Origin of the sequence: Streptomyces sp. NPDC046805 (assembly GCF_040645355.1) — a bacterium.
Classification (GTDB): Bacteria; Actinomycetota; Actinomycetes; order Streptomycetales; family Streptomycetaceae; genus Streptomyces.
The window spans coordinates 63,391-81,824 of the sequence record NZ_JBEYYC010000031.1 but is presented as its reverse complement, the minus strand read 5'-3'; the positions used below and the strand labels follow the sequence as shown (position 1 = coordinate 81,824).

Genomic DNA, 18,434 nt, shown 5'->3' with positions numbered 1-18,434 from the left:
AGGTCCTCCAGAAGGTCTGCGTGGACGCGGTGTCCTCGAAGCCCGCTGCGCGGTGAAGAGCCTGCCGGGTGGCCGAACAGCAAGCCTGAACAGCAAGAACGCCCGCGATCGCGATCACGGGCGTCACGACTTCCGATCCACGACTCCTCCCTCACGACGCTACACCGCGCCCGAGACCGCGCAACCGCAGGTCGGTGGCGTACGGGGCCGGTCTGTGGCCCCTGTCCGGCCGTCCGACGGGTCGTCCGTCCAGCCGTCCATTCAGCGTCGGCGGATTCCCAACTCCCGTGGATCGCAAGAGGTTTGGTGGGTAAATTCCCTGAGTGGCCAGGGAGTTCGACTGGTACGGGAGTCAGGACGAGAGGCGGGGTACGTGAGCGGACATCTGCACGACGAGGGGCACACGGTCGCCGGCTGGACCGGTTTCCTCATCGGGACCGTCGGGTCCACGATGGTCGCGGCGGGCGTGGTCGTGCCCTCGCCCGTCATGGTGGGCGGCGGTGTCGTGATCGTCGCGATCAGCGTCCTGGTGACCTGGGCCCTTCACCTCGCGGGCTGGGGCAAGCCGCCGGGGCGCCGGCCCCGGGACACATGGCCCATGCGGGTACGGGACCGGAGCGCGCGCGAGGGGCACCCCGGGTGCGTGGGGTGCCTGCTGGCGGGGCGGGGGCAGCGGAGTGCGGTGGTGGCCGCCCGGTCCGTGCCTGGTTCCGGGGAGCCGGAGCCCGCGGGGGCCGAGGCCGGGATCTGATCCGCGGCGACGGGCGCGCGGCACCTTTCTCTCCCCGACCGCGCGGGGGCGTTGTCAGTGGTGGCGCCTACGCTCGAGAGTGATGGCACAGGCATGGAAGTGCGCGGGACTGCGGTGGGCGGCGGACGGGCCCGCGTTGGTGTGGGACGGCGGGCGGAGCAGCGTGCTGCCGTGGGGGAAGCGGGTGGCCTTCCGGGTCGCCGAAGGGGGAGTGCGCGGATGCGTGGGAGCGCGGGGGAATCCGTGTCCGGTACGGGCGGGCGTGCCGGGACGGGGTACGGGGGCGCGGTGCGAGGAGTGCGCGCGGCTGGACCGTGCCCACTCCGTCGCCGCCGACACGATCGCGGACGATCCCCGGCCGTACCACGTATATCTGGCGTGGTTCGGGCCCGGCATGGTCAAGGTCGGCATCACCGCGCTCGAACGGGGCTCGGCGCGGCTGCTTGAGCAGGGCGCCGTCTGCTTCAGCTGGCTGGGCGTCGGTCCGCTGATGGCCGCGCGGCGGACCGAGGAGCTGCTGCGTGCCGCGCTGCGCGTGCCCGACCGGATTCCGTACGCCGAGAAGCGGGCGGTGCGGTCCGCGCTGCCACGCACCGAGGCCGAACGGGCCGCCGAGGTCGAGGAGTTGTACGGCCGCGCCGTGGCGCTCGACGGCTGGCCCGAGTCCCTGGCCCGTGAGCCGTACCAACCCGTGGACCACACAAGGGCGTTCGGCCTCGACGGGCTGCCCGCGGCCGTCGGCCAGGTCGTCGAGCTGGTCGCGGGCGGCGTGGTGAGCGGTGAGCTCGTCGCGGCCGCCGGGCCTGATCTGCATCTGGCGGTCGCCGGTCGCGGGGTCGTCGTCCTCGACACGCGGCTGATGGCCGGGTGGGAGCTGTCGCCCGCCCCGGCCGACGGCGGACTCACCCTTCCCGTACGGGAGTTCAGGGAGGAGCCGGGCATGCAGGACGGGCTGTTCTGACCTCCTGAGATCCGCCTCCCGGGCGCCGGTCAACGGCTCCTGCCGGTTTCTCAGAAAAAACACAGACAGTGAAAAGCGTGTTCTCAGAGGGCGCCCTCAGGGTGTGTCCATGACCACGACCTCGCCCCAAGGGCGTACCGCACTGCTGAGGCCGGACGGGAGCCCCGTCCGCGTGCTTGTGGTGGACGACGAGCCGTCGATCACCGAACTGCTGGGCATGTCCCTTCGTTACGAGGGCTGGCAGGTTCGGGTGGCCGGTGACGGAGAGGGCGCTCTCCGGGCGGCCCGCGAGTTCCGGCCCGACGCCGTGGTCCTGGACATGACGCTGTCCGACATGGACGGGCTCACCGTCCTGGGGCGGCTGAGGCGTGATCTGCCGGGTGTGCCGGTGCTCTTCCTCACCGCCAAGGACGCCGTCGAGGACCGGGTCGCCGGGCTCACCGCGGGCGGCGACGACTGCGTCGCCAAGCCGTTCGGTGTCGAGGAGGTCGTGGCCCGGCTGCGCGGACTCATCCGGCGCTCGGGTGCCGGCGCCGCCGACCGCCGCTCCGAATCGGTGCTCGTCGTCGGCGACCTCACCCTCGACGAGGACAGCCACGAGGTCACGCGGGCCGGGGAGGACATCCACCTCACCGCCACCGAGTTCGAGCTGCTGCGCTTCCTGATGCGCAATCCGCGCCGCGTGCTCAGCAAGGCGCAGATCCTCGACCGGGTGTGGTCGTACGACTTCGGCGGTCAGGCCAATGTCGTCGAGCTCTACATCTCCTACCTGCGGCGGAAGATAGACGCCGGGCGCGAGCCCATGATCCACACGCGTCGCGGTGCCGGGTACCTGATCAAGCCCGCCGCGTGAGCGCCACGTGAGCACCGCGTCCTCGACACCACGGTGACGCGGCCGGGACGCCGGCGGAGTTCGGCAACGGATCGGGGGTAGCGGTCCTGGGGGCGGTCCTCGGTTCCCGGGTTGCCTCCGGCGGGCCGGCCGCCGATCCGGAGGCGGGCCAGTCGGTGGGAGCGGCGGCCGTCCTTGGCATCGTGAACGGTGGCCGGAGTTCCTCGAGGAAGGTGCGCCGATGGTGAGGGCAGCCGAGCGGTCGGCGCGTTCCAGCGTCTGGCTGACGGGCAAGGAGCGGCGGAGCGGGCGCGGCGGGCAGCCCTCGGGGCTGGACCGGGACCGGATCACCGAGGCGACCGTACGGCTGCTGGACGCCGAGGGGCTCGCGAAGTTCTCCATGCGGCGGCTTGCCGCCGAGCTGAACGTGACCGCGATGTCCGTGTACTGGTACGTCGACACCAAGGACGACCTGCTCGAACTCGCCCTGGACGCCGCCTTCGGTGAGCTGCGACTGCCCGACCCCGAGGCCGGGGAGGAGGACTGGCGCGATCAGCTGCGCCTGCTGGCCCGGGAGTACCGGGTGCTGCTGGTGCGCCACCCCTGGCTGTCGCCGCTCGCCGGGCGGTACCTCAACATCGGGCCCCACTCCCTCGCCTTCGCGCGCCGGGTGCAGCAGGTCATCCGGCGCACGGGGCTGCCCGCGCACGGCATCACGGGCGCCATCTCCGCCGTCTTCCGGTTCGTCTACGGCTGCGGCACGATCGAGGGCCACTTCGCCGCCCGGGTCACGGCCGCCGGCATGACGCCCGACGAGTACTTCCGTACCGCCATGGACGCGGTGACCGAGGCGCCGGGCGCCGCCGAGGTCCTCCAGGAGTCCGCCGAGCTCATGGCGGCCCGTGGCGGTGACACGGTCGAGGAGATGCTGGAGCGGGACTTCGCCTTCGCCCTGGACCTGCTGGTGGCCGGGATCGAGGCGATGGTCGCCCGCGGCTGACCGGCCGGGTGAAGGCGTCGGCGCCGGGGACGGCGGCGACACGTGCCGGGCGGCCCGGCCGCGGGCGACCCGGGGTCACTCGCCGCCGACGAGCCGCGAGGGGAAGCCGCCGGTCGCCACCGGCCCCCAGCGCTCGGGCGTGACCCGGATGATCGACTTGCCCTGACGGCGCATCGCGTCCCGGTACTCGTCCCAGTCCGGGTGCTCACCGGCGATGTTCCGGTAGTACTCGACCAGCGGTTCGACGGAGTCGGGCGTGTCGATGACCTCCGCCGTGCCGTCGACCTGGACCCACGGCCCGTTCCAGTCGTCGCTCAGCACGATCAGGCTGACCCGCGGGTCCCGCCTGGCGTTGTGGGTCTTCGCGCGCTCCGGGTAGGTGGAGAGCACGATCCGGCCCGAGTCGTCGACCCCGCAGGTCAGCGGCGAGCCCTGGGGGCTGCCGTCGGCCCGCCGGGTCAGCAGGATGGCGCGGTGACGGGGGCGTACGAAGTCCAGCAGCTCGTCGCGGGAGACGGTGGTGTTCGTTGCGATGTTCGGTGCCATGGGGGCAGCTTAGGAGCGGTTGGCCCGCTGGCTACGCCTGTGGCAGCGACTCGCCCTGGACGGCCTGGATGTCCAGCTCCACCTTCAGCGTTGTACCGATGGCCGCGATGCCCGCCTGGACGATCTGGTTGTAGTTGATCGCGAAGTCCTCGCGGCGCAGCTCCGCCGTCGCGCGGAAGGCCGCGCGGGTGCCGCCCCACGGGTCGGCGCCGGTGCCGAGGTAGGCCAGGTCCAGGTCCACGGGGCGTACGACGCCGCGCAGCGCCAGCTCGCCGTGGACCGTCCAGCGGTCGGTGCCGGCCGCCGTCACGCCGGTCGAGCGGTACGTGACCTCGGGGTGCCGCTCGACGTCCAGGAAGTCCGCGGAGCGCAGGTGCGTGTCGCGCATGCCGTTGCCGGTGTCGATGGAGGCGGCGCGGATGACCGCCTCGACACGGGACTTGGTGATGTCGTCGGGCGCGATCTCGATCGAGCCCGCGAAGTCGGTGAACCGGCCGTGCACGCTGGAGATCCCCAGGTGCTGGGCGACCGCGCCCACCGTGGAGTGCGCCGGGTCGATCGTCCAGGGGCCGGGCGGGGGCAGCTCGGTGCCGCCCTGCCGGGCCAGCGTCACCGTGCCGACCTCGGCCCGGCCGCTGCCGGTGACGATCGTGCTGGCGGCGGCCGGCGCGTACCCGACGGCGGTGACGATGACGGTGTACGCCCCCGGCGCCAGCACCGTCGTGTCCCGTACGGCGCCGTCCGTGTCCGCCTCCGCCCGCACCACCTGCGAGCCCGTCATGTCCGTCACCGTGACGACCGCGTGCGACACGGCCCACCCGTCCCGGGTCTGGATCCTCGCGGTCAGTCCCATCCCGTTTCTCCCTGCAAAGCCTTACGGCTGGTCATAGAAAAGCTGGTCCGAAGAAACCGGCCCGTGGCACACGCGCCGCCGCTCGAAGCGCGCGCCCGCCACGGGCCGGGGTCCATCTACTCGCCGGGGTGGGCGAGTTCGATGTCGTGCCCGTCGACTCCGGTGCCGGAGATCTTCAGGGCCGTCGCCACCGGCGGGTAGCCCGTCGCGATGACGGTGTACTCGCCGCCGTCCAGGTCGGCGAAGGCGTACGCGCCGTCCGCACCGGTGGTGGACGTGCCGACGACGTTGCCCGCCGCGTCCACGAGGGTCACGCGGGCGTCGGCCAGCGGGCCCTGCGGGGCCCGTACGACGCCCTGGAGCTGGGCGCCCGCGTCGAGGTCGACCTCGATCCGGGTGACCCCGGTGGCGGCGATCTCGACGGGCAGGGCGCGCGGCCGGAACCCGGCCGCGTTCACCGCGACGGTCACCGCACCGGGCACCAGCTCGGCGAAGGCGAACTCGCCGCGCTCACCGGTGGACCCGGTGGCCAGCAGATCGCCGCGCACATCGGTGACGATCACCATGGCGCCCTGCACCGGCTGCGCGTTCCCGGCGCCCCGCACCACACCGCTCAGGCCGCTGGTGCCGCTGAGCAGGATGTCGTACGCCACCGGGCCGTCGTGCACCACGATCGTGGACGCCTGCGGCTGGTGGCCGTCGGCGGCGGCGATCAGGACGTACGAACCCGTGCCCGGAGCGTCCACCGAGTAGGAGCCGTCGGCCCGTGCGACCGAGCGGCCCAGCTGGCGGCCGGACAGGGAGATCAGGGTGACCGCGGCCTGTGCGACCGGGGCGCTCTCGGCGCCGCGGACGAAGCCGTGGACCGGGATGCCGCCGGACGACGGGGCCTCCCCGGAGCCGGCCACCATGGCGACGGCGGTGGGCTGCCCGGTCGCGGCGGCCTCGGTGCCTTCGCCGTCCTCGGCGCCGACCGCGGGCACGGCCCAGCTCGGCACCTTCTCCGCGGCCGGCGCGGACGCCGCCACGGGAGCCGTGGCCTCGGCCGCGGCTTCGGCCTCGGCGGCGGGCTCCGCCTCGGCGGAGTCGGCCGCGGCCTGTGCCAGTCCGCCCTTGGTCTTCAGCGGAACCTCCTTGATGAAGAGCGTGATCAGGAAGGCCAGCGCCACCAGGCAGCCGGCGATCAGGAACACGTCGCCGATGCCGTGGCCGTAGGCGCTCTCCATGACCGAGCGCAGCGGCGCGGGCAGCTTGTTCATGTCCGGAATGCTGTTGCTGGACGAGCTGGAACCGGACAGGGCGGCGGCGTACTTCGGGCTCAGGCCGGCCAGGCCGTCCCTGACGTAGTCGGGGATCCGCTGGGACATCACCGCGCCGAGCGCGGAGACGCCGACGGCACCGCCGAGCGAACGGAAGAACGTGACCGTGGAGCTGGCCGAGCCGAGGTCGGCGGGCGCCACCTGGTTCTGCGTGCACAGCACCAGGTTCTGCATCATCATGCCGATGCCGAGGCCCAGCAGGGCCATGAAGACCGCCATCTTCCAGTACGCCGTGTCGTACCGGAGGGTGCCGAGCAGACCCAGGCCGGCCGTCGCCAGCACAGCGCCGCTGACCAGCCACGCCTTCCAGCGTCCGGTGCGGGTGATGAGCTGACCGGAGACGGTGGAGGAGACGAACAGACCGCCGATCATCGGGATCGTCAGGACACCGGACATCGTCGGGGACTTGTCGCGCGCCAGCTGGAAGTACTGGCTGAAGAACACCGTGCCGCTGAACATCGCGACACCGACGAACAGCGAGGCGAGCGACGCGAGCGTGATGGTGCGGTTGCGGAACAGCCGCAGCGGCATGATCGGCTCGCTGGCCTTGGACTCGACCAGGATGAACAGCAGGGCGAGGACGACCGAGCCGCCGACCATGGCGTACGTCTGCCACGACAGCCAGTCGTACTTGTCACCGGCGAAGGTCACCCAGACCATCAGCAGCGAGGCGGCGGCGGAGATGAAGAAGGCGCCGCCCCAGTCGACCTTCACGGCCCGCTTCGTGACGGGCAGGTGCAGGGTCTTCTGCAGCACGATCAGCGCGATGATCGCGAAGGGCACGCCGACATAGAAGCACCAGCGCCAGCCCAGCCAGGACGTGTCGGTGATGACGCCGCCGAGCAGCGGGCCGCCGACGGTGGCCACGGCCCACGTGGCGCCGAGGTAGCCGGAGTAACGGCCGCGCTCGCGCGGGGAGATCATCGCCGCCATGACGATCTGCGCCAGGGCGGACAGACCGCCGACGCCGATGCCCTGGACCACGCGGCAGGCGATCAGCATGCCGGTGTTGTGCGACAGACCGGCCGCCGCCGAACCGAGGACGTAGATGACCAGGGCTATCTGGACGAGGGCCTTCTTGCTGAACAGGTCGGCGAGCTTGCCCCACAGCGGGGTCGACGCGGTCATCGCCAGCAGGGCGGAGGAGACCACCCAGGTGTAGGCGGACTGGCCGCCGCCGAGGTCCCCGATGATCTGCGGCAGGGCGTTGGAGACGATCGTGCCGGACAGGATCGCCACGAACATGCCGAGCAGCAGCCCGGAGAGCGCCTCCATGATCTGCCGGTGCGTCATGGGGGCGTCGTCGGCGGAGCCTCCCCCGTGTTTTGCGTGGGCCCGCACACCGGTTGGTGTGGTCGTTGCCATGGACTTCCTTTTCTCCGTGCTTACGCGGTGGGGGTATGGGTGGTCGTTTCGCCGAGTACGGGGGCGGCGGCGGAGGCCGGGATCCGGCTGTGTCCGGCCCGGCAGTCGCCGAAGCTCTCCCTCAGCCGGGTCATGAGCCCGATCAGCAGGCCGACCTCGTCGTCGGTCCAGTCGCTCAGCCGCTCGGTCAGCAGCTCGGTGCTGCGCCGGGACAGCTCGTCGAGCATGGCCTCGCCGTCGGGCGTGAGGCGCAGGATGCGCGAGCGCTTGTCCGCCGGGTCGGGGGACCGCTCGATCCAGCCCCGCTCGACGAGGTGCGCGACGTGCCGGCTGGTGACCGACATGTCCACCGCGAGCAGCTCGGCGAGCTTGCTCATGCGCATGTCCCCGTGCCGTGCGAGCAGTGCCAGCACGGCCGCGGACCCCGCCGGGCAGTCGTGCGGCAGGATCCGCGCCAGGTCCCGTTTCACGGCCCCGAGTGCACTGAGCTGACGTGCCAGCTCCGCGAACTGCGCCTGCCCCGCCATCACGCCTCCGTAGTCGTTGCTTGAGGCAACCGTAAGCTTGTTTGGTTGCTGCAGGCAAATAAAGAGGGGTGGTCCGGCACCAAAACTTGGCAAAGGCAAGCATCGCGAACGTGAACGCATGGACGGGCGTGCACGCGAACGTGCAGGTGGGGCGGGTCGACCGAGGCGGGGGAGATCGGTGGGGCGGTCCTTCGGGTGTCGGTCCGGATCGCCGGGGTGATCCTTCGGGCGTGGATTCGGGCCGCCGGGGTGGTCTCTCGGGTGTCGGTCTGGATCGCCGGGGTGGTCCCTCGGGCGTCGCTCCGGATCGCCGGAGCGGTTCCCTCGGGCGTGGCTCCTGATCGCCGACGACGGACCCCCGACGGAACCGGACGCGCGCGAGCGACGCGGGCAAGTGCGCAGGAACTGTGTGAACACGGGCTCTGTACCGCATCTTTCACGGCCCCCGCTTGGGGCGCCCGGCGCGCCTTCGCTAATCTCTCGGGCCATGGCTAACACCCAGGGCCCTCAGGGCAATCACGACCCCGCAGGCAGTACCCAGATGTTCCGCGCCTTCGTCGACGACGCCCCGCCGGCCGCGCCGCAGCAGGCCGCTCAGTCGGGTTCGCGCGTCGGTCTCATCGTCGGCGTCGTCATCGCGGTGGCCGTCGTGGCGGCGGTGGCCTGGCTGGCGCTCAAGTAGTCGGACCGGTCTGGTCGGTTCGACCGGGCCATAAGCCAACACGCCGAGCAGTACCGCTACTTCCACGAGCGGTGCTGCCCTTGCCGCTGTCCGGACACGTACGGACCACGGCAGCAGGCGAGTTGATCTGAACCACAGCGGGGCATCCAGGCAGCGAACGGCCGCCGACGCTGCCGTAAAGCAGCCTCGGCGGCCATGAGTTCGGTCGGGTGGAGACGATCTCCGTCAGTCGGAGATGAGGCCCTCGCGCAGCTGGGCCAGCGTCCGGGTGAGCAGGCGCGAGACGTGCATCTGGGAGATGCCGACCTCCTCGCCGATCTGGGACTGGGTCATGTTGGCGAAGAAGCGCAGCATGATGATCCGCCGCTCACGGGGCGGGAGTTTGGCCAGGAGCGGCTTCAGGGACTCGCGGTACTCCACGCCCTCCAGTGCGCTGTCCTCGTAGCCCAGACGGTCCGCGAGGGAGCCCTCGCCGCCGTCGTCCTCCGGGGCCGGGGAGTCCAGGGACGAGGCCGTGTAGGCGTTGCCGACCGCCAGCCCGTCGACCACGTCCTCCTCGGACACGCCCAGTACGGCGGCCAGTTCGGTGACCGTGGGGGAGCGGTCCAGCTTCTGGGAGAGCTCGTCGCTGGCCTTCGTGAGCGCCAGGCGCAGCTCCTGCAGGCGGCGCGGCACCCGCACCGACCACGAGGTGTCGCGGAAGAAGCGCTTGATCTCACCCACGACCGTCGGCATCGCGAACGTCGGGAACTCGACGCCGCGTTCGCAGTCGAAGCGGTCGATCGCCTTGATGAGGCCGATGGTGCCGACCTGGACGATGTCCTCCATCGGCTCGTTGCGGCTGCGGAAGCGGGCGGCCGCGTAGCGCACGAGCGGGAGGTTGAGCTCGATCAGGGTGTCCCGGACGTAGGCACGCTCGGGGCTGTCCTCGCCGAGTGCGGCGAGCCGCAGGAACAGGGAACGGGACAGAGTGCGGGTGTCGATGTCCGCCGAGGCCGACACGGCCGGGACAGGTGCGGCGGCCGGCGCGCCCTCGGCCGGCGTGGCCTCGAAGGCCGGGACGGCGTCGAGCACGTCGAGAGCGTCGAGCTCCTTGGGCGCTGCCTCGCTCTTCGTGGCAGTGAGCACCTTCGAGCTGCCCTGGTCTGCGGACATGCCACCCCCTTTGGGTCGCGGGACGGTCGTGGCGGCGCTCCTTCGAGGAACGCAGCCTTCACCTGAATACCGGAGCCGGAGCCTCGGCAAACGCGCTTCCCGAAGAATGTCACATGTCGGCAACACGCTGTAGAGACATGTCGACATGTGATCTGTGAATCGCCCCTGGCAGCAAGGGGTCTGACGGTATTTCGACGCACAACTGTCGGGAATCGCCCTGGTGAGCGATTCGCTCACGCCGGTGACGGGTCGCTCCTGTTTGCGGTTCCGTGCCGGTCCGGGGTGCGGGCTGTGTGCCGGTCCGAGGTGCGGCCGCGTGATGGCCTGGGGTACGGCTGTGTGCCGATCCGGGGTACGGCTGTGCGGTGATCGGGTCCGCCGCTACGCGTCGATCCGGTTCGCCGAACGCAGTCGCTGGAAGCTGCGCGCGAGGAGCCGCGACACATGCATCTGGGAGACGCCGAGCTCCGCGCTGATCTGCGACTGGGTGAGATTGCTGTAGTAGCGCAGCAGCAGGATTCTCTGTTCCCGCTCGGGGAGTTGGACCAGGAGGTGGCGGACCAGGTCCCGGTGCTCCACGCCGTCCAGGGCCGGGTCCTCGTAGCCGATGCGGTCGAGGAGCCCGGGCAGGCCGTCGCCCTCCTGTGCGGCCTCGAGCGAGGTGGCGTGGTACGAGCGTCCGGCCTCGATGCAGGACAGCACCTCCTCCTCGCTGATGCGCAGCCGCTCCGCGATCTCGGCGGTCGTCGGGGAGCGCCCGAAGGCGGTCGTGAGGTCCTCGGTCGCGCTGTTCACCTGCACCCACAGCTCGTGCAGCCGGCGCGGTACGTGGACGGTGCGGACGTTGTCCCGGAAGTACCGCTTGATCTCGCCGACCACCGTGGGCATCGCGAACGTCGGGAACTGCACGCCCCGGTCCGGGTCGAAGCGGTCGATGGCGTTGATGAGGCCGATGGTGCCGACCTGGACGACGTCCTCCATCGGTTCGTTGCGGGAGCGGAAGCGGGCGGCGGCGTAGCGGACGAGCGGCAGGTTGGCCTCGATGAGTGCTCCGCGTACCCGGTTGTGCTCCGGTGTGCCCGGCTGGAGATCCTTCAGCTCGCCGAAGAGCACCTGGGTGAGAGCGCGGGTGTCGGCGCCGCGGCGCTTCTCGGGGGCGGGGGCGGGCGTCGGGGTGGGCGTCGGGGCGGGCGCCTCGTCCTGGGGTGGCGCAGTACTGGCCGACACGGTCAACGCCACCTCTTCGGTCAATCATCCGTCAAAAGCGGTCATAGCATCACAAGACATGTGCACTGTGTGCAAGCACCGCATAACACCGTGTTGAGGGCAAGTTGGGGCCTCAAACCTGCGGCACGGGACACAGGAAAGCCCCCCGCCGTTCCGGCGGAGGGCTGTGCGTGTTCGAGGCTCGTACGAGCCGGGATCCATGTCCCGGCGGAGGCTCAGAATTCGTAGTCGGCGATCACCCAGGTGGCGAACTCGCGCCACAGGGCGACGCCCGCCTGGTGCGCCGGGTGCTCCAGGTACCGCTGCAGGGCGTCCGTGTCCTCGACCGCGGAGTTGATCGCGAAGTCGTACGCGATGGGCCGGTCCGTGATGTTCCAGCCGCACTCCCAGGAGCGCAGCTCCTCGATCTGTCCGCCCAGGGCGCGGAAGGCCTCGACGCCCGTCACGACCCGCGGGTCGTCGCGCTCGACGCCCTCGTTGAGCTTGAACAGGACCAGGTGGCGGATCATGGGCTCTTCCCTCAGTTCTGTGCGCCGTTGGCGATCCAGGTCATGAAGTCCCCGATGGCCTTCGCGGCGTCCGATATGCCCTCGAAGCCTATCTGGACGTAGGCCGCGGCCTTGGCCGGGTCCGTGATGATCACGTACAGCGCGAAGACCACGAGCGCGTACACGGCGATCTTCTTGGCGTTCACCGCCATCGCGGCCCTCCCTTGTGACTGCTGTGCCCCTAGGGCGCCCAGTTGACGGCGGCGAGTGTAGCCTCCGTGCCCGCCGAAGGATCAACGTCCGATCCGCGGGCCGTACTTGGGGCCTGTTCCCGCTCCGCCTCTTGGTGAACACATGAACGTTCTCGCGGTGAACGCACGAAGGGCCCCGTCTCTCGACGGGGCCCTTCCTCAGCGGTAGCGGAGGGATTTGAACCCTCGGTGACTTGCGCCACACTCGCTTTCGAGGCGAGCTCCTTCGGCCGCTCGGACACGCTACCGAGGGAGACCTTACAGCAAGGTGGGGCGTGGTTCGAAATCCGTTTCCCGGCTCCCCGGGATCATGGATCGCGGCTCCCCGGAATCACGGGCCCCGAGGTCCCGGAACCACGGGCTACGGCGGCTGCCCCCGGCCCCGGGCGCCGGGATCAGCGGTCCCGGAAGAAGTCCGTGAGGAGCCGGGCGCAGTCCTCGGCGAGGACGCCCTCGATGACCTCGGGCCGGTGATTGAGCCGACGGTCGCGCACGACGTCCCACAGGGAGCCGGCCGCGCCCGCCTTCTCGTCGCGGGCGCCGTAGACGACGCGCTCGACGCGGGACTGCACGAGCGCGCCGGCGCACATCGTGCAGGGCTCCAGCGTGACCACGAGCGTGCACCCGGTCAGCCGCCACTCTCCCAGCCGGGCGGCGGCCCGCCGGAGCGCGAGCACCTCCGCGTGCGCCGTCGGGTCACCGGTGGCCTCGCGCTCGTTGTGCCCGGTCGCGAGCACCGTCGTACCGTCCGGGGCCAGGACGACGGCGCCGACGGGGACGTCCCCGCCCCCGACGGCCCGCTCGGCCTCGTCCAGGGCGAGCCGCATCGCGGCACGCCAGGGAGCACGTACCGGATCCGGTGTGGGCGATGTCTGCGCTGGTGTTCTCGGGGCGGTCAGCGGACGGTCTCCAGCACCTCCGAGGCACCCAGGGCCTCGGCGATGGCGCCCAGCGCGTCGTCGGCGTCCAGAGCGCGCAGCTCCTTCTCGCCGATGCCCAGGTCGTCGAGGATCTCGATGTCGCCCACCGGGCTGTGCGACACCGCGTCGTCGGAGGATCCGTCCTCGTCGGCGTCGTCGTCGGAGTCGGACTCGCCGTCCTCCGTGCCGTCGAGGTCCAGGGCGTCCAGGTCGGCGCCGTCCGAGCCGGGCTCGCGGCCGAGCAGTTCGTCCGTGAGCAACAGCTCGCCGTACGCGCTGCGGGCGGCGGCGGCGGCATCGGAGACGTAGATGCGGGGGTCTTCCTCACCGTCGACCCGGACGACGCCGAACCACGCGTCCTCCTGCTCGATGAGAACCAGCACCGTGTCCTCGTCGGGAGAGGCTTCCCGGGCCAGGTCGGCCAGATCGGACAGGGTCTCCACATCGTCGAGCTCTGTGTCGCTCGCTTCCCACCCGTCTTCGGTGCGCGCGAGCAGTGCGGCGAAGTACACCGTGACTCTCCCACTGGTCATAGGCGTGCCGGTTGGGGGTCCCCCCGGCGGAGGTTCTGGGCGGCGAGAGCTGTGCTCCAAGCCCCGCCCACTCGGAATCGTGGCAGAAACAAGGCGCTCAGGGGATGTCTTCGGCTCCCTGTGTCTGGCAGTTTCGATCGCACGTGTGCAAAGAGGCGTCCGTGCGATCGTCAAGCGATCACCAGCGACCTCGTCGCGGCCACGTCCGGATCGTACGCGGCTTTCCCCGGCGCCCACGCATGGCCTCACCTGGAACGCGCCCGTGGCCCCCGGTCCTGCCCACGTTCCTTACCCGCTTCCTACCAGCGGAATGTGCGCATGTCCTACCGGCGGAACGTGCGCATGCGCGTCGCGCGGCGGAGCCTGGCCGCCGTGGCGTGGCGCGGCCGGACGCGGCCCCGTGAGTTCCCCCTCGGCGAGTTCGCGCAGGAACAGGGCCCGGCGGCGGAGCACTCGGCGTCCGCCCCCGGTGACGCCACGCGCGCGTCGGGCTCGGCAGCCGGTACGCGCGCGTCGGGCTCGGCAGCGGGTGCGTGTGCCCGAGCCCCGGCCGTGCCCGCACGGTCGGCGGCCTCGCGCCCGGCAGTTGAGACATCGGCACACCACCTCGGCCGGTCCCTCCCAGCTTTCCCCCGGACGGGCGGTTCGGCGCGAGCGCGAGCGGGGGGCCGAGGCGCGGTTACTGTTGTGAGCATGCGTCTCCACGTCGTCGACCACCCCCTGGTCGCTCACAAGCTCACCACGCTGCGCGACCAGCGCACCGACTCCGCCACCTTCCGCCGGCTCGCCGACGAACTGGTCACCCTGCTCGCCTACGAGGCCACCCGCGACGTGCGCACCGAGCAGGTCGACATCCAGACCCCGGTCGCCGAGACCACCGGCGTCAAGCTGTCGCACCCGCGCCCGCTGGTCGTGCCGATCCTGCGCGCCGGTCTCGGCATGCTCGACGGCATGGTCCGGCTGCTGCCGACCGCCGAGGTGGGCTTCCTCGGCATGATCCGCAACGAGGAGACGCTGGAAGCCTCCACGTACGCCACGCGCATGCCGGAGGACCTCTCCGGCCGCCAGGTGTACGTCCTCGACCCGATGCTCGCCACCGGCGGCACGCTGGTCGCGGCGATCCGTGAGCTGATCAAGCGCGGCGCCGACGACGTGACCGCGGTCGTGCTGCTCGCCGCCCCGGAGGGTGTCGAGGTCATGGAGCGCGAGCTCGCGGGCACCCCGGTGACGGTCGTCACGGCCGCGGTGGACGACCACCTCAACGAGCACGGCTACATCATCCCGGGCCTGGGCGACGCGGGTGACCGGCTGTACGGGGCGGCCGAGTAGGACACGGCACGGCGGCGGCCGCGGAGCGGCTGCCCAGATGCCTTCGAGCAGCCGGGCCGCGGCTTTTGTCGTACGGCCCTCAGCAGCTCTTCTTCGTCGTGGCGGATGCCGGACGGGGCACGGTCAGTGCGGCCATGGCCCGGTCGGCGTCCGCCTTTTTCGTCAGCGTCTTGAAGCCGTCGCCGATGATGAGGTCGACGTCGGCCCCCTTGCGGCCGGCGTCGGTCCGGCGCTCGGCCGCGGTGAGCTGGGCGCCGAGGACGGGAAGCGAGGTCTTCAGGGACGCGTCGGGGCCGAGCAGGACGCCCGTGCCCTTGACCTTCTTGTCGAAGTCCTTTGAGGCGTTGCCCACCTTGCCGATCTTGAAGCCGCGCTTCTTCAGCTCGTCCGCGGTGCTCTTGGCGAGGCCGGTGCGAGCCGTGGCGTTGTAGACGTTCACGGTGATCGTGCCGGGCTCGGGCAAGGCCTTGGCCGGGGCGGTCGAGGGGCTCGACTCGGTCCGGCAGTCGCCCTTGCCACCGGCGGCCGAGGCCTTCTTGCCGCCGGTGAAGACGTCGATGAGCTGCAGCGTGCCCCAGCCGATCATGCCGAGCACGACGACCGAGGCGACCAGCCCGAACACGAGTCGGCCGCGCCGCCGGGGAGGGCGCATCCGAGGGTATTTGTTCCCCGTGATCCGGTATTTACCGCCCATGCCCTGGGGAGTCAGCATGCTCATGAGCGCAGAGTAATGCTCCCGGGCCGCCGTGCCTACTAGATGATCATTCGACGGGGCTCAGGAGAACCCGAAAGGGGCAACCTTTTACGGGGTTTGCCGGAGTGTCTCCCGAGATGTTCCCGAGGTGCCGGCGTGTTTGTTTGATGGTGGCCGGAGGATGTTCCGAGGGCGTCCTCCGGGTGTCCTGAGGGGGCGTCAGTCCAGTTCGAGCACGCGCGCGTGCAGCACCTGCCGCTGCTGCAGGGCCGCGCGGACCGCGCGGTGCAGGCCGTCCTCCAGGTACAGGTCGCCCTGCCACTTCACGACGTGCGCGAAGAGGTCGCCGTAGAAGGTCGAGTCCTCGGCGAGGAGGGTCTCCAGGTCGAGTTGGCCCTTGGTCGTCACGAGCTGATCGAGGCGGACCGGGCGCGGTGCGACGTCCGCCCACTGCCGGGTGCTCTCCCGGCCGTGGTCGGGGTACGGCCGGCCGTTTCCGATGCGCTTGAAGATCACACGGAAAGCCTACCGGCCAACACGTTCATGGCGCAGCCATGGCGGCGGAGTGCGACGCTGGAAAAGATGTCGTGAATCAGGACGAAGATGCCGTGAACCCGGTCAAACCGAGAGCCGGGTCCGAGAGCTCGGTCGGGGCACGCGGTCCGGCGACAGCGAGATGGTTCCGGCAACAGCCTGGTCGCGGGTGCCGGGAGATCACTCACTCCCTCTTCGGTACGTCCCGCGGGAGCCGGTGACACGGTTCGCAGGGGCGGTGACACGTTTCGCCGTAGGCGATGAGCCGGGCGTCCTGGCGCGGGCGCCCGGCTCGTGATCAACCGCGTTCCCGCTTCACGGGTTGCTGCTGCGGCTTCTTCTTGTTCGCTTCGGTCTTCGGTGTGCTGCGCAGGGCCTCCGCGCGCACGAGGGCGCGCAGGACCGCGTACGGGTCTGAGGGCATGGCTGTGTTCCTCGCGTTCGGTGGTGTGTCTCGGTGGGTGTGGTGTGCGTCGTCGCTTGCGCGTGCTGGCGACGGCCGGCCTCGGGCGGTGGGCCCGGTCAGCAGCGCAGCACCACGGAACGCAGGGCGAGCAGGACGTACGGCAGTGGCGTCGGCGCGCGCAGGCACCGTCGCTGCGCGATGGCGGGCGCCGGGGTCCGGAGGGGCGCGGAGTGCGGCGGTACGGCGGTGTGGTGGACGCGGGCGGTCGGTGGCCGCAGGGCCGTGTCGAGGACGCCGTACTCGAGGACCTCGCCGGTCACCGCCGGGGAGGGCACCGGGGCCTGGAGGGCGGTATGGGCGACCGGCACCAGCAGGGCGAGCAGCAGCACGAGCACCCGCAGCCAGACGCGGCCACGCGGGAGGCGCTGGGGAAGGGTGCTCACGGGGATCACAGCCATCACGGAGGGCACGGGAGAGACGGGGGAGACGGGCGGCACGGAGGCCGCGGAGGCCGCGGAGGCGACGGAGGCCACGGAGGTCACACCGTGCGGGGCACCTGCTTGGCGCGGCCGTGGATGCGGATCGAGGTGATGAACTCGACGATGCCGACCACGATCAGCCAGATACCGATGACCACGGTGAGCACGGCGATCGAGGTGAACGGGGAGACGATCACCACGATGCCGGCGATGAACGTGACCACCCCGAGGAAGATGTGCCAGCCCCGTGCGGGCATGGAGTTGTCGGAGACGGCCGCCAGGGTCTGGGTGATCCCGCGCATCAGCCAGCCGATGCCGATCCACAGAGCGAGCAGCAGGATCGACTCCATGGGACCGCGGAAGCAGAACAGGCCCAGCAGGATCGACAGGGCGCCGCTGATGAAGGCCAGCACCCGCAGGGAGGTCGTCCTGTGCGTGCCGAAGGCGGAGACCAGCTGGAACACGCCGCTGGCGATGAGATAGATGCCGAAGAGGATGCCCGCGACGAGCAGGGACGGTCCCGGCCAGACCAGGATCACGATGCCCAGGATCAGGGACGCGACGCTGGTGAGCAGGACGACCTGCCAGGCGGCACGGGACAGAGCGTGCAGGGGCCCTTCGAGGGGCGGCTCGGGCTCATGGCGGCCGGTCGGTACCTGCGCGGCATGGACCTTGCGATCGTCGTACTCCGGTCCCTGGTGGGAACCGCTGCTCGGTGGCTCGGTCATGCTCCATGCTTCGACCGATCGGCCGCCACCCGCCACCCGAGACGGGCCACCCGGCTGACGGTTCGCCGCGTTGCCGGGACCGCCGGTGGTCTCACCTGCCGGGCTTGGCGGAACCCTTCGCCGTTCCGGGCGTCTTGGCGGCCTTGGCCGCCGCCTTCATCTCCTGCTTGTGCGCCCGCACTTTGGCCAGCGATTCCGGCCCGGTGATGTCGGCGACGGACCGGTGGGCCTTCGCCTCGCCGTACGCCCCGGCGGCCTCCCGCCACCCCTCGGGCCGCACCCCGAGCTGCTTGCCCAGCAGCGCCAGGAAGATCTGTGCCTTCTGCTTGCCGAACCCGGGCAGGCTCTCCAGCCGCTTCAGCAGCTCCGCACCGCTGTCGACGCCCTCCCAGACGGCCTCGGCGTCCCCGTCGTAGTGCTCGACGAGGTACTGGCACAGCTGCTGGATCCGCTTGGCCATCGAGCCCGGGTAGCGGTGCACGGCAGGCTTCTCGGAGAGGAGCGCGGCGAACGCCTCCGGGTTCTGCGCGGCGATCTCGTGCGCGTCCAGGCCGTCCGCCCCGAGCCGCTGGGCGATGGTCGCCGGCCCCTTGAACGCCCACTCCATCGGAACCTGCTGGTCCAGCAGCATTCCGATCAGCGCGGCAAGCGGACTGCGCCCGAGCAGCGCGTCGGCCTCGGGGTCCTGGGCGAGGTGCAGAGTGACGTCCATGAGTCGATGATCCCGCGCGCGGGCACCTTTCACCGCCCGACTGAGCGCGCCGGGGGCTTCGCGCGTACGTATCCGTGAGCAGGTGGCGTATCCGTGGGCACGCGCGCGTGCCCACGGATGAGCATGCGGGCACGCGAGTCCG

Annotated in this window: 22 protein-coding genes and 1 tRNA gene; 6 read left to right on the top strand and 17 right to left on the bottom strand. The window is 71.1% G+C overall.

Translation table 11 applies throughout. The features are described 5' to 3' along the window. The first annotated feature begins 373 nt into the window (after positions 1-373). The 4 genes from ABZ910_RS28655 to ABZ910_RS28640 all read left to right on the top strand — a co-directional run bounded on the left by ABZ910_RS28655 (position 374) and on the right by ABZ910_RS28640 (position 3,544). Positions 374-751, top strand: coding sequence for an HGxxPAAW family protein (locus ABZ910_RS28655; protein WP_361370267.1), 378 nt, complete (start codon positions 374-376; stop codon positions 749-751). A gap of 82 nt (positions 752-833) precedes the next feature. Further along, entirely contained in the window at positions 834-1,712 is an 879-nt protein-coding gene (locus ABZ910_RS28650) for a DUF2797 domain-containing protein (protein ID WP_361370264.1), read from the top strand. 109 nt (positions 1,713-1,821) lie between these two features. Then, complete coding sequence (locus tag ABZ910_RS28645; protein ID WP_361370261.1) at positions 1,822-2,565, top strand: response regulator transcription factor; 744 nt, start codon at positions 1,822-1,824, stop codon at positions 2,563-2,565. A 220-nt stretch (positions 2,566-2,785) separates the two neighbouring features. Further along, positions 2,786-3,544 carry a TetR/AcrR family transcriptional regulator gene (locus ABZ910_RS28640; protein ID WP_361370258.1) on the top strand — a complete coding sequence of 253 codons (759 nt, stop codon included), beginning with the start codon at positions 2,786-2,788 and terminating at the stop codon, positions 3,542-3,544. Positions 3,545-3,619: 75 nt separating this feature from the next. On the opposite strand, the gene ABZ910_RS28635 is transcribed toward ABZ910_RS28640, so the two are convergent. From ABZ910_RS28635 to ABZ910_RS28620, 4 genes are all read right to left on the bottom strand, one after another. Continuing rightward, positions 3,620-4,090, bottom strand: a complete 471-nt coding sequence (locus ABZ910_RS28635) for a PPOX class F420-dependent oxidoreductase (protein ID WP_361370255.1) — start codon at positions 4,088-4,090, stop codon at positions 3,620-3,622. Positions 4,091-4,121: 31 nt separating this feature from the next. Beyond that, on the bottom strand, positions 4,122-4,943 hold the full coding sequence (locus ABZ910_RS28630; RefSeq protein ID WP_361370252.1) for a YceI family protein: 822 nt from the start codon (positions 4,941-4,943) through the stop codon (positions 4,122-4,124). A 116-nt stretch (positions 4,944-5,059) separates the two neighbouring features. Beyond that, on the bottom strand, positions 5,060-7,627 hold the full coding sequence (locus ABZ910_RS28625) for an MFS transporter (RefSeq protein WP_361370249.1): 2,568 nt from the start codon (positions 7,625-7,627) through the stop codon (positions 5,060-5,062). Positions 7,628-7,647: 20 nt separating this feature from the next. Next, positions 7,648-8,154, bottom strand: a complete 507-nt coding sequence (locus tag ABZ910_RS28620) for a MarR family transcriptional regulator (protein ID WP_361370246.1) — start codon at positions 8,152-8,154, stop codon at positions 7,648-7,650. A 487-nt stretch (positions 8,155-8,641) separates the two neighbouring features. Between ABZ910_RS28620 and ABZ910_RS28615 the strand changes: the two genes are divergently transcribed. Beyond that, the gene (locus tag ABZ910_RS28615; RefSeq protein WP_361370243.1) at positions 8,642-8,836 is read left to right on the top strand and encodes a hypothetical protein; all 195 of its coding nucleotides are present in this window, start codon (positions 8,642-8,644) and stop codon (positions 8,834-8,836) included. A gap of 225 nt (positions 8,837-9,061) precedes the next feature. Here the strand turns inward: ABZ910_RS28615 and ABZ910_RS28610 are convergent, their stop codons facing one another. The 7 genes from ABZ910_RS28610 to ABZ910_RS28580 all read right to left on the bottom strand — a co-directional run bounded on the left by ABZ910_RS28610 (position 9,062) and on the right by ABZ910_RS28580 (position 13,389). After that, on the bottom strand, positions 9,062-9,991 hold the full coding sequence (locus tag ABZ910_RS28610; RefSeq protein WP_361370240.1) for an RNA polymerase sigma factor SigF: 930 nt from the start codon (positions 9,989-9,991) through the stop codon (positions 9,062-9,064). A 381-nt stretch (positions 9,992-10,372) separates the two neighbouring features. Next, complete coding sequence (locus ABZ910_RS28605) at positions 10,373-11,224, bottom strand: RNA polymerase sigma factor SigF (RefSeq protein ID WP_361370317.1); 852 nt, start codon at positions 11,222-11,224, stop codon at positions 10,373-10,375. A gap of 209 nt (positions 11,225-11,433) precedes the next feature. Further along, positions 11,434-11,727 (bottom strand): Dabb family protein, encoded by a 294-nt coding sequence (locus ABZ910_RS28600; RefSeq protein WP_361370237.1) that lies wholly within the window; start codon positions 11,725-11,727, stop codon positions 11,434-11,436. 11 nt (positions 11,728-11,738) lie between these two features. Continuing rightward, on the bottom strand, positions 11,739-11,918 hold the full coding sequence (locus tag ABZ910_RS28595; RefSeq protein ID WP_361370234.1) for a hypothetical protein: 180 nt from the start codon (positions 11,916-11,918) through the stop codon (positions 11,739-11,741). A gap of 202 nt (positions 11,919-12,120) precedes the next feature. Beyond that, a tRNA-Ser gene (locus tag ABZ910_RS28590) sits at positions 12,121-12,205 on the bottom strand. Positions 12,206-12,352: 147 nt separating this feature from the next. After that, complete coding sequence (gene tadA, locus ABZ910_RS28585) at positions 12,353-12,784, bottom strand: tRNA adenosine(34) deaminase TadA (protein WP_361370231.1); 432 nt, start codon at positions 12,782-12,784, stop codon at positions 12,353-12,355. 68 nt (positions 12,785-12,852) lie between these two features. Next, a complete protein-coding gene (locus tag ABZ910_RS28580; protein WP_361370228.1) occupies positions 12,853-13,389 on the bottom strand; it encodes a hypothetical protein in 537 nt (178 codons plus the stop codon). A 714-nt stretch (positions 13,390-14,103) separates the two neighbouring features. On the opposite strand from ABZ910_RS28580, the gene upp reads away from it, so the two are divergent. Next, positions 14,104-14,739, top strand: a complete 636-nt coding sequence (gene upp, locus ABZ910_RS28575) for a uracil phosphoribosyltransferase (protein ID WP_361370225.1) — start codon at positions 14,104-14,106, stop codon at positions 14,737-14,739. Positions 14,740-14,818: 79 nt separating this feature from the next. Here the strand turns inward: upp and ABZ910_RS28570 are convergent, their stop codons facing one another. The 6 genes from ABZ910_RS28570 to ABZ910_RS28545 all read right to left on the bottom strand — a co-directional run bounded on the left by ABZ910_RS28570 (position 14,819) and on the right by ABZ910_RS28545 (position 18,292). Next, positions 14,819-15,433 carry a LytR C-terminal domain-containing protein gene (locus tag ABZ910_RS28570; protein WP_361370314.1) on the bottom strand — a complete coding sequence of 205 codons (615 nt, stop codon included), beginning with the start codon at positions 15,431-15,433 and terminating at the stop codon, positions 14,819-14,821. Positions 15,434-15,652: 219 nt separating this feature from the next. Further along, the gene (locus ABZ910_RS28565) at positions 15,653-15,949 is read right to left on the bottom strand and encodes a type II toxin-antitoxin system VapB family antitoxin (RefSeq protein ID WP_003999914.1); all 297 of its coding nucleotides are present in this window, start codon (positions 15,947-15,949) and stop codon (positions 15,653-15,655) included. Between the two features lie 316 nt (positions 15,950-16,265). Then, positions 16,266-16,391, bottom strand: coding sequence for a hypothetical protein (locus tag ABZ910_RS28560; protein ID WP_361370223.1), 126 nt, complete (start codon positions 16,389-16,391; stop codon positions 16,266-16,268). A gap of 98 nt (positions 16,392-16,489) precedes the next feature. After that, complete coding sequence (locus tag ABZ910_RS28555) at positions 16,490-16,915, bottom strand: hypothetical protein (protein WP_361370220.1); 426 nt, start codon at positions 16,913-16,915, stop codon at positions 16,490-16,492. Beyond that, positions 16,912-17,580 carry an HdeD family acid-resistance protein gene (locus ABZ910_RS28550; RefSeq protein ID WP_361370216.1) on the bottom strand — a complete coding sequence of 223 codons (669 nt, stop codon included), beginning with the start codon at positions 17,578-17,580 and terminating at the stop codon, positions 16,912-16,914. The genes ABZ910_RS28555 and ABZ910_RS28550 overlap by 4 nt, the downstream gene beginning before the upstream one ends. Positions 17,581-17,671: 91 nt before the next feature. Continuing rightward, positions 17,672-18,292: an HhH-GPD-type base excision DNA repair protein gene (locus tag ABZ910_RS28545; RefSeq protein ID WP_361370213.1), complete on the bottom strand. Its 621-nt coding sequence runs from the start codon at positions 18,290-18,292 to the stop codon at positions 17,672-17,674. Between the last annotated feature and the right edge of the window lie 142 nt (positions 18,293-18,434).

Bases quoted from the DNA above. Each gene is read 5' to 3' on its own strand.
- tadA (WP_361370231.1), bottom strand. From the start codon at position 12,784: ATGCGGCTCGCCCTGGACGAGGCCGAGCGGGCCGTCGGGGGCGGGGAC.
- ABZ910_RS28635 (WP_361370255.1), bottom strand. From the start codon at position 4,090: ATGGCACCGAACATCGCAACGAACACCACCGTCTCCCGCGACGAGCTG.
- upp (WP_361370225.1), top strand. From the start codon at position 14,104: ATGCGTCTCCACGTCGTCGACCACCCCCTGGTCGCTCACAAGCTCACC.
- ABZ910_RS28640 (WP_361370258.1), top strand. From the start codon at position 2,786: ATGGTGAGGGCAGCCGAGCGGTCGGCGCGTTCCAGCGTCTGGCTGACG.
- ABZ910_RS28615 (WP_361370243.1), top strand. From the start codon at position 8,642: ATGGCTAACACCCAGGGCCCTCAGGGCAATCACGACCCCGCAGGCAGT.
- ABZ910_RS28595 (WP_361370234.1), bottom strand. From the start codon at position 11,918: ATGGCGGTGAACGCCAAGAAGATCGCCGTGTACGCGCTCGTGGTCTTC.
- ABZ910_RS28630 (WP_361370252.1), bottom strand. From the start codon at position 4,943: ATGGGACTGACCGCGAGGATCCAGACCCGGGACGGGTGGGCCGTGTCG.
- ABZ910_RS28545 (WP_361370213.1), bottom strand. From the start codon at position 18,292: ATGGACGTCACTCTGCACCTCGCCCAGGACCCCGAGGCCGACGCGCTG.
- ABZ910_RS28610 (WP_361370240.1), bottom strand. From the start codon at position 9,991: ATGTCCGCAGACCAGGGCAGCTCGAAGGTGCTCACTGCCACGAAGAGC.
- ABZ910_RS28650 (WP_361370264.1), top strand. From the start codon at position 834: ATGGCACAGGCATGGAAGTGCGCGGGACTGCGGTGGGCGGCGGACGGG.
- ABZ910_RS28550 (WP_361370216.1), bottom strand. From the start codon at position 17,580: ATGACCGAGCCACCGAGCAGCGGTTCCCACCAGGGACCGGAGTACGAC.
- ABZ910_RS28560 (WP_361370223.1), bottom strand. From the start codon at position 16,391: ATGCCCTCAGACCCGTACGCGGTCCTGCGCGCCCTCGTGCGCGCGGAG.
- ABZ910_RS28570 (WP_361370314.1), bottom strand. From the start codon at position 15,433: ATGGGCGGTAAATACCGGATCACGGGGAACAAATACCCTCGGATGCGC.
- ABZ910_RS28600 (WP_361370237.1), bottom strand. From the start codon at position 11,727: ATGATCCGCCACCTGGTCCTGTTCAAGCTCAACGAGGGCGTCGAGCGC.
- ABZ910_RS28625 (WP_361370249.1), bottom strand. From the start codon at position 7,627: ATGGCAACGACCACACCAACCGGTGTGCGGGCCCACGCAAAACACGGG.
- ABZ910_RS28620 (WP_361370246.1), bottom strand. From the start codon at position 8,154: ATGGCGGGGCAGGCGCAGTTCGCGGAGCTGGCACGTCAGCTCAGTGCA.
- ABZ910_RS28645 (WP_361370261.1), top strand. From the start codon at position 1,822: ATGACCACGACCTCGCCCCAAGGGCGTACCGCACTGCTGAGGCCGGAC.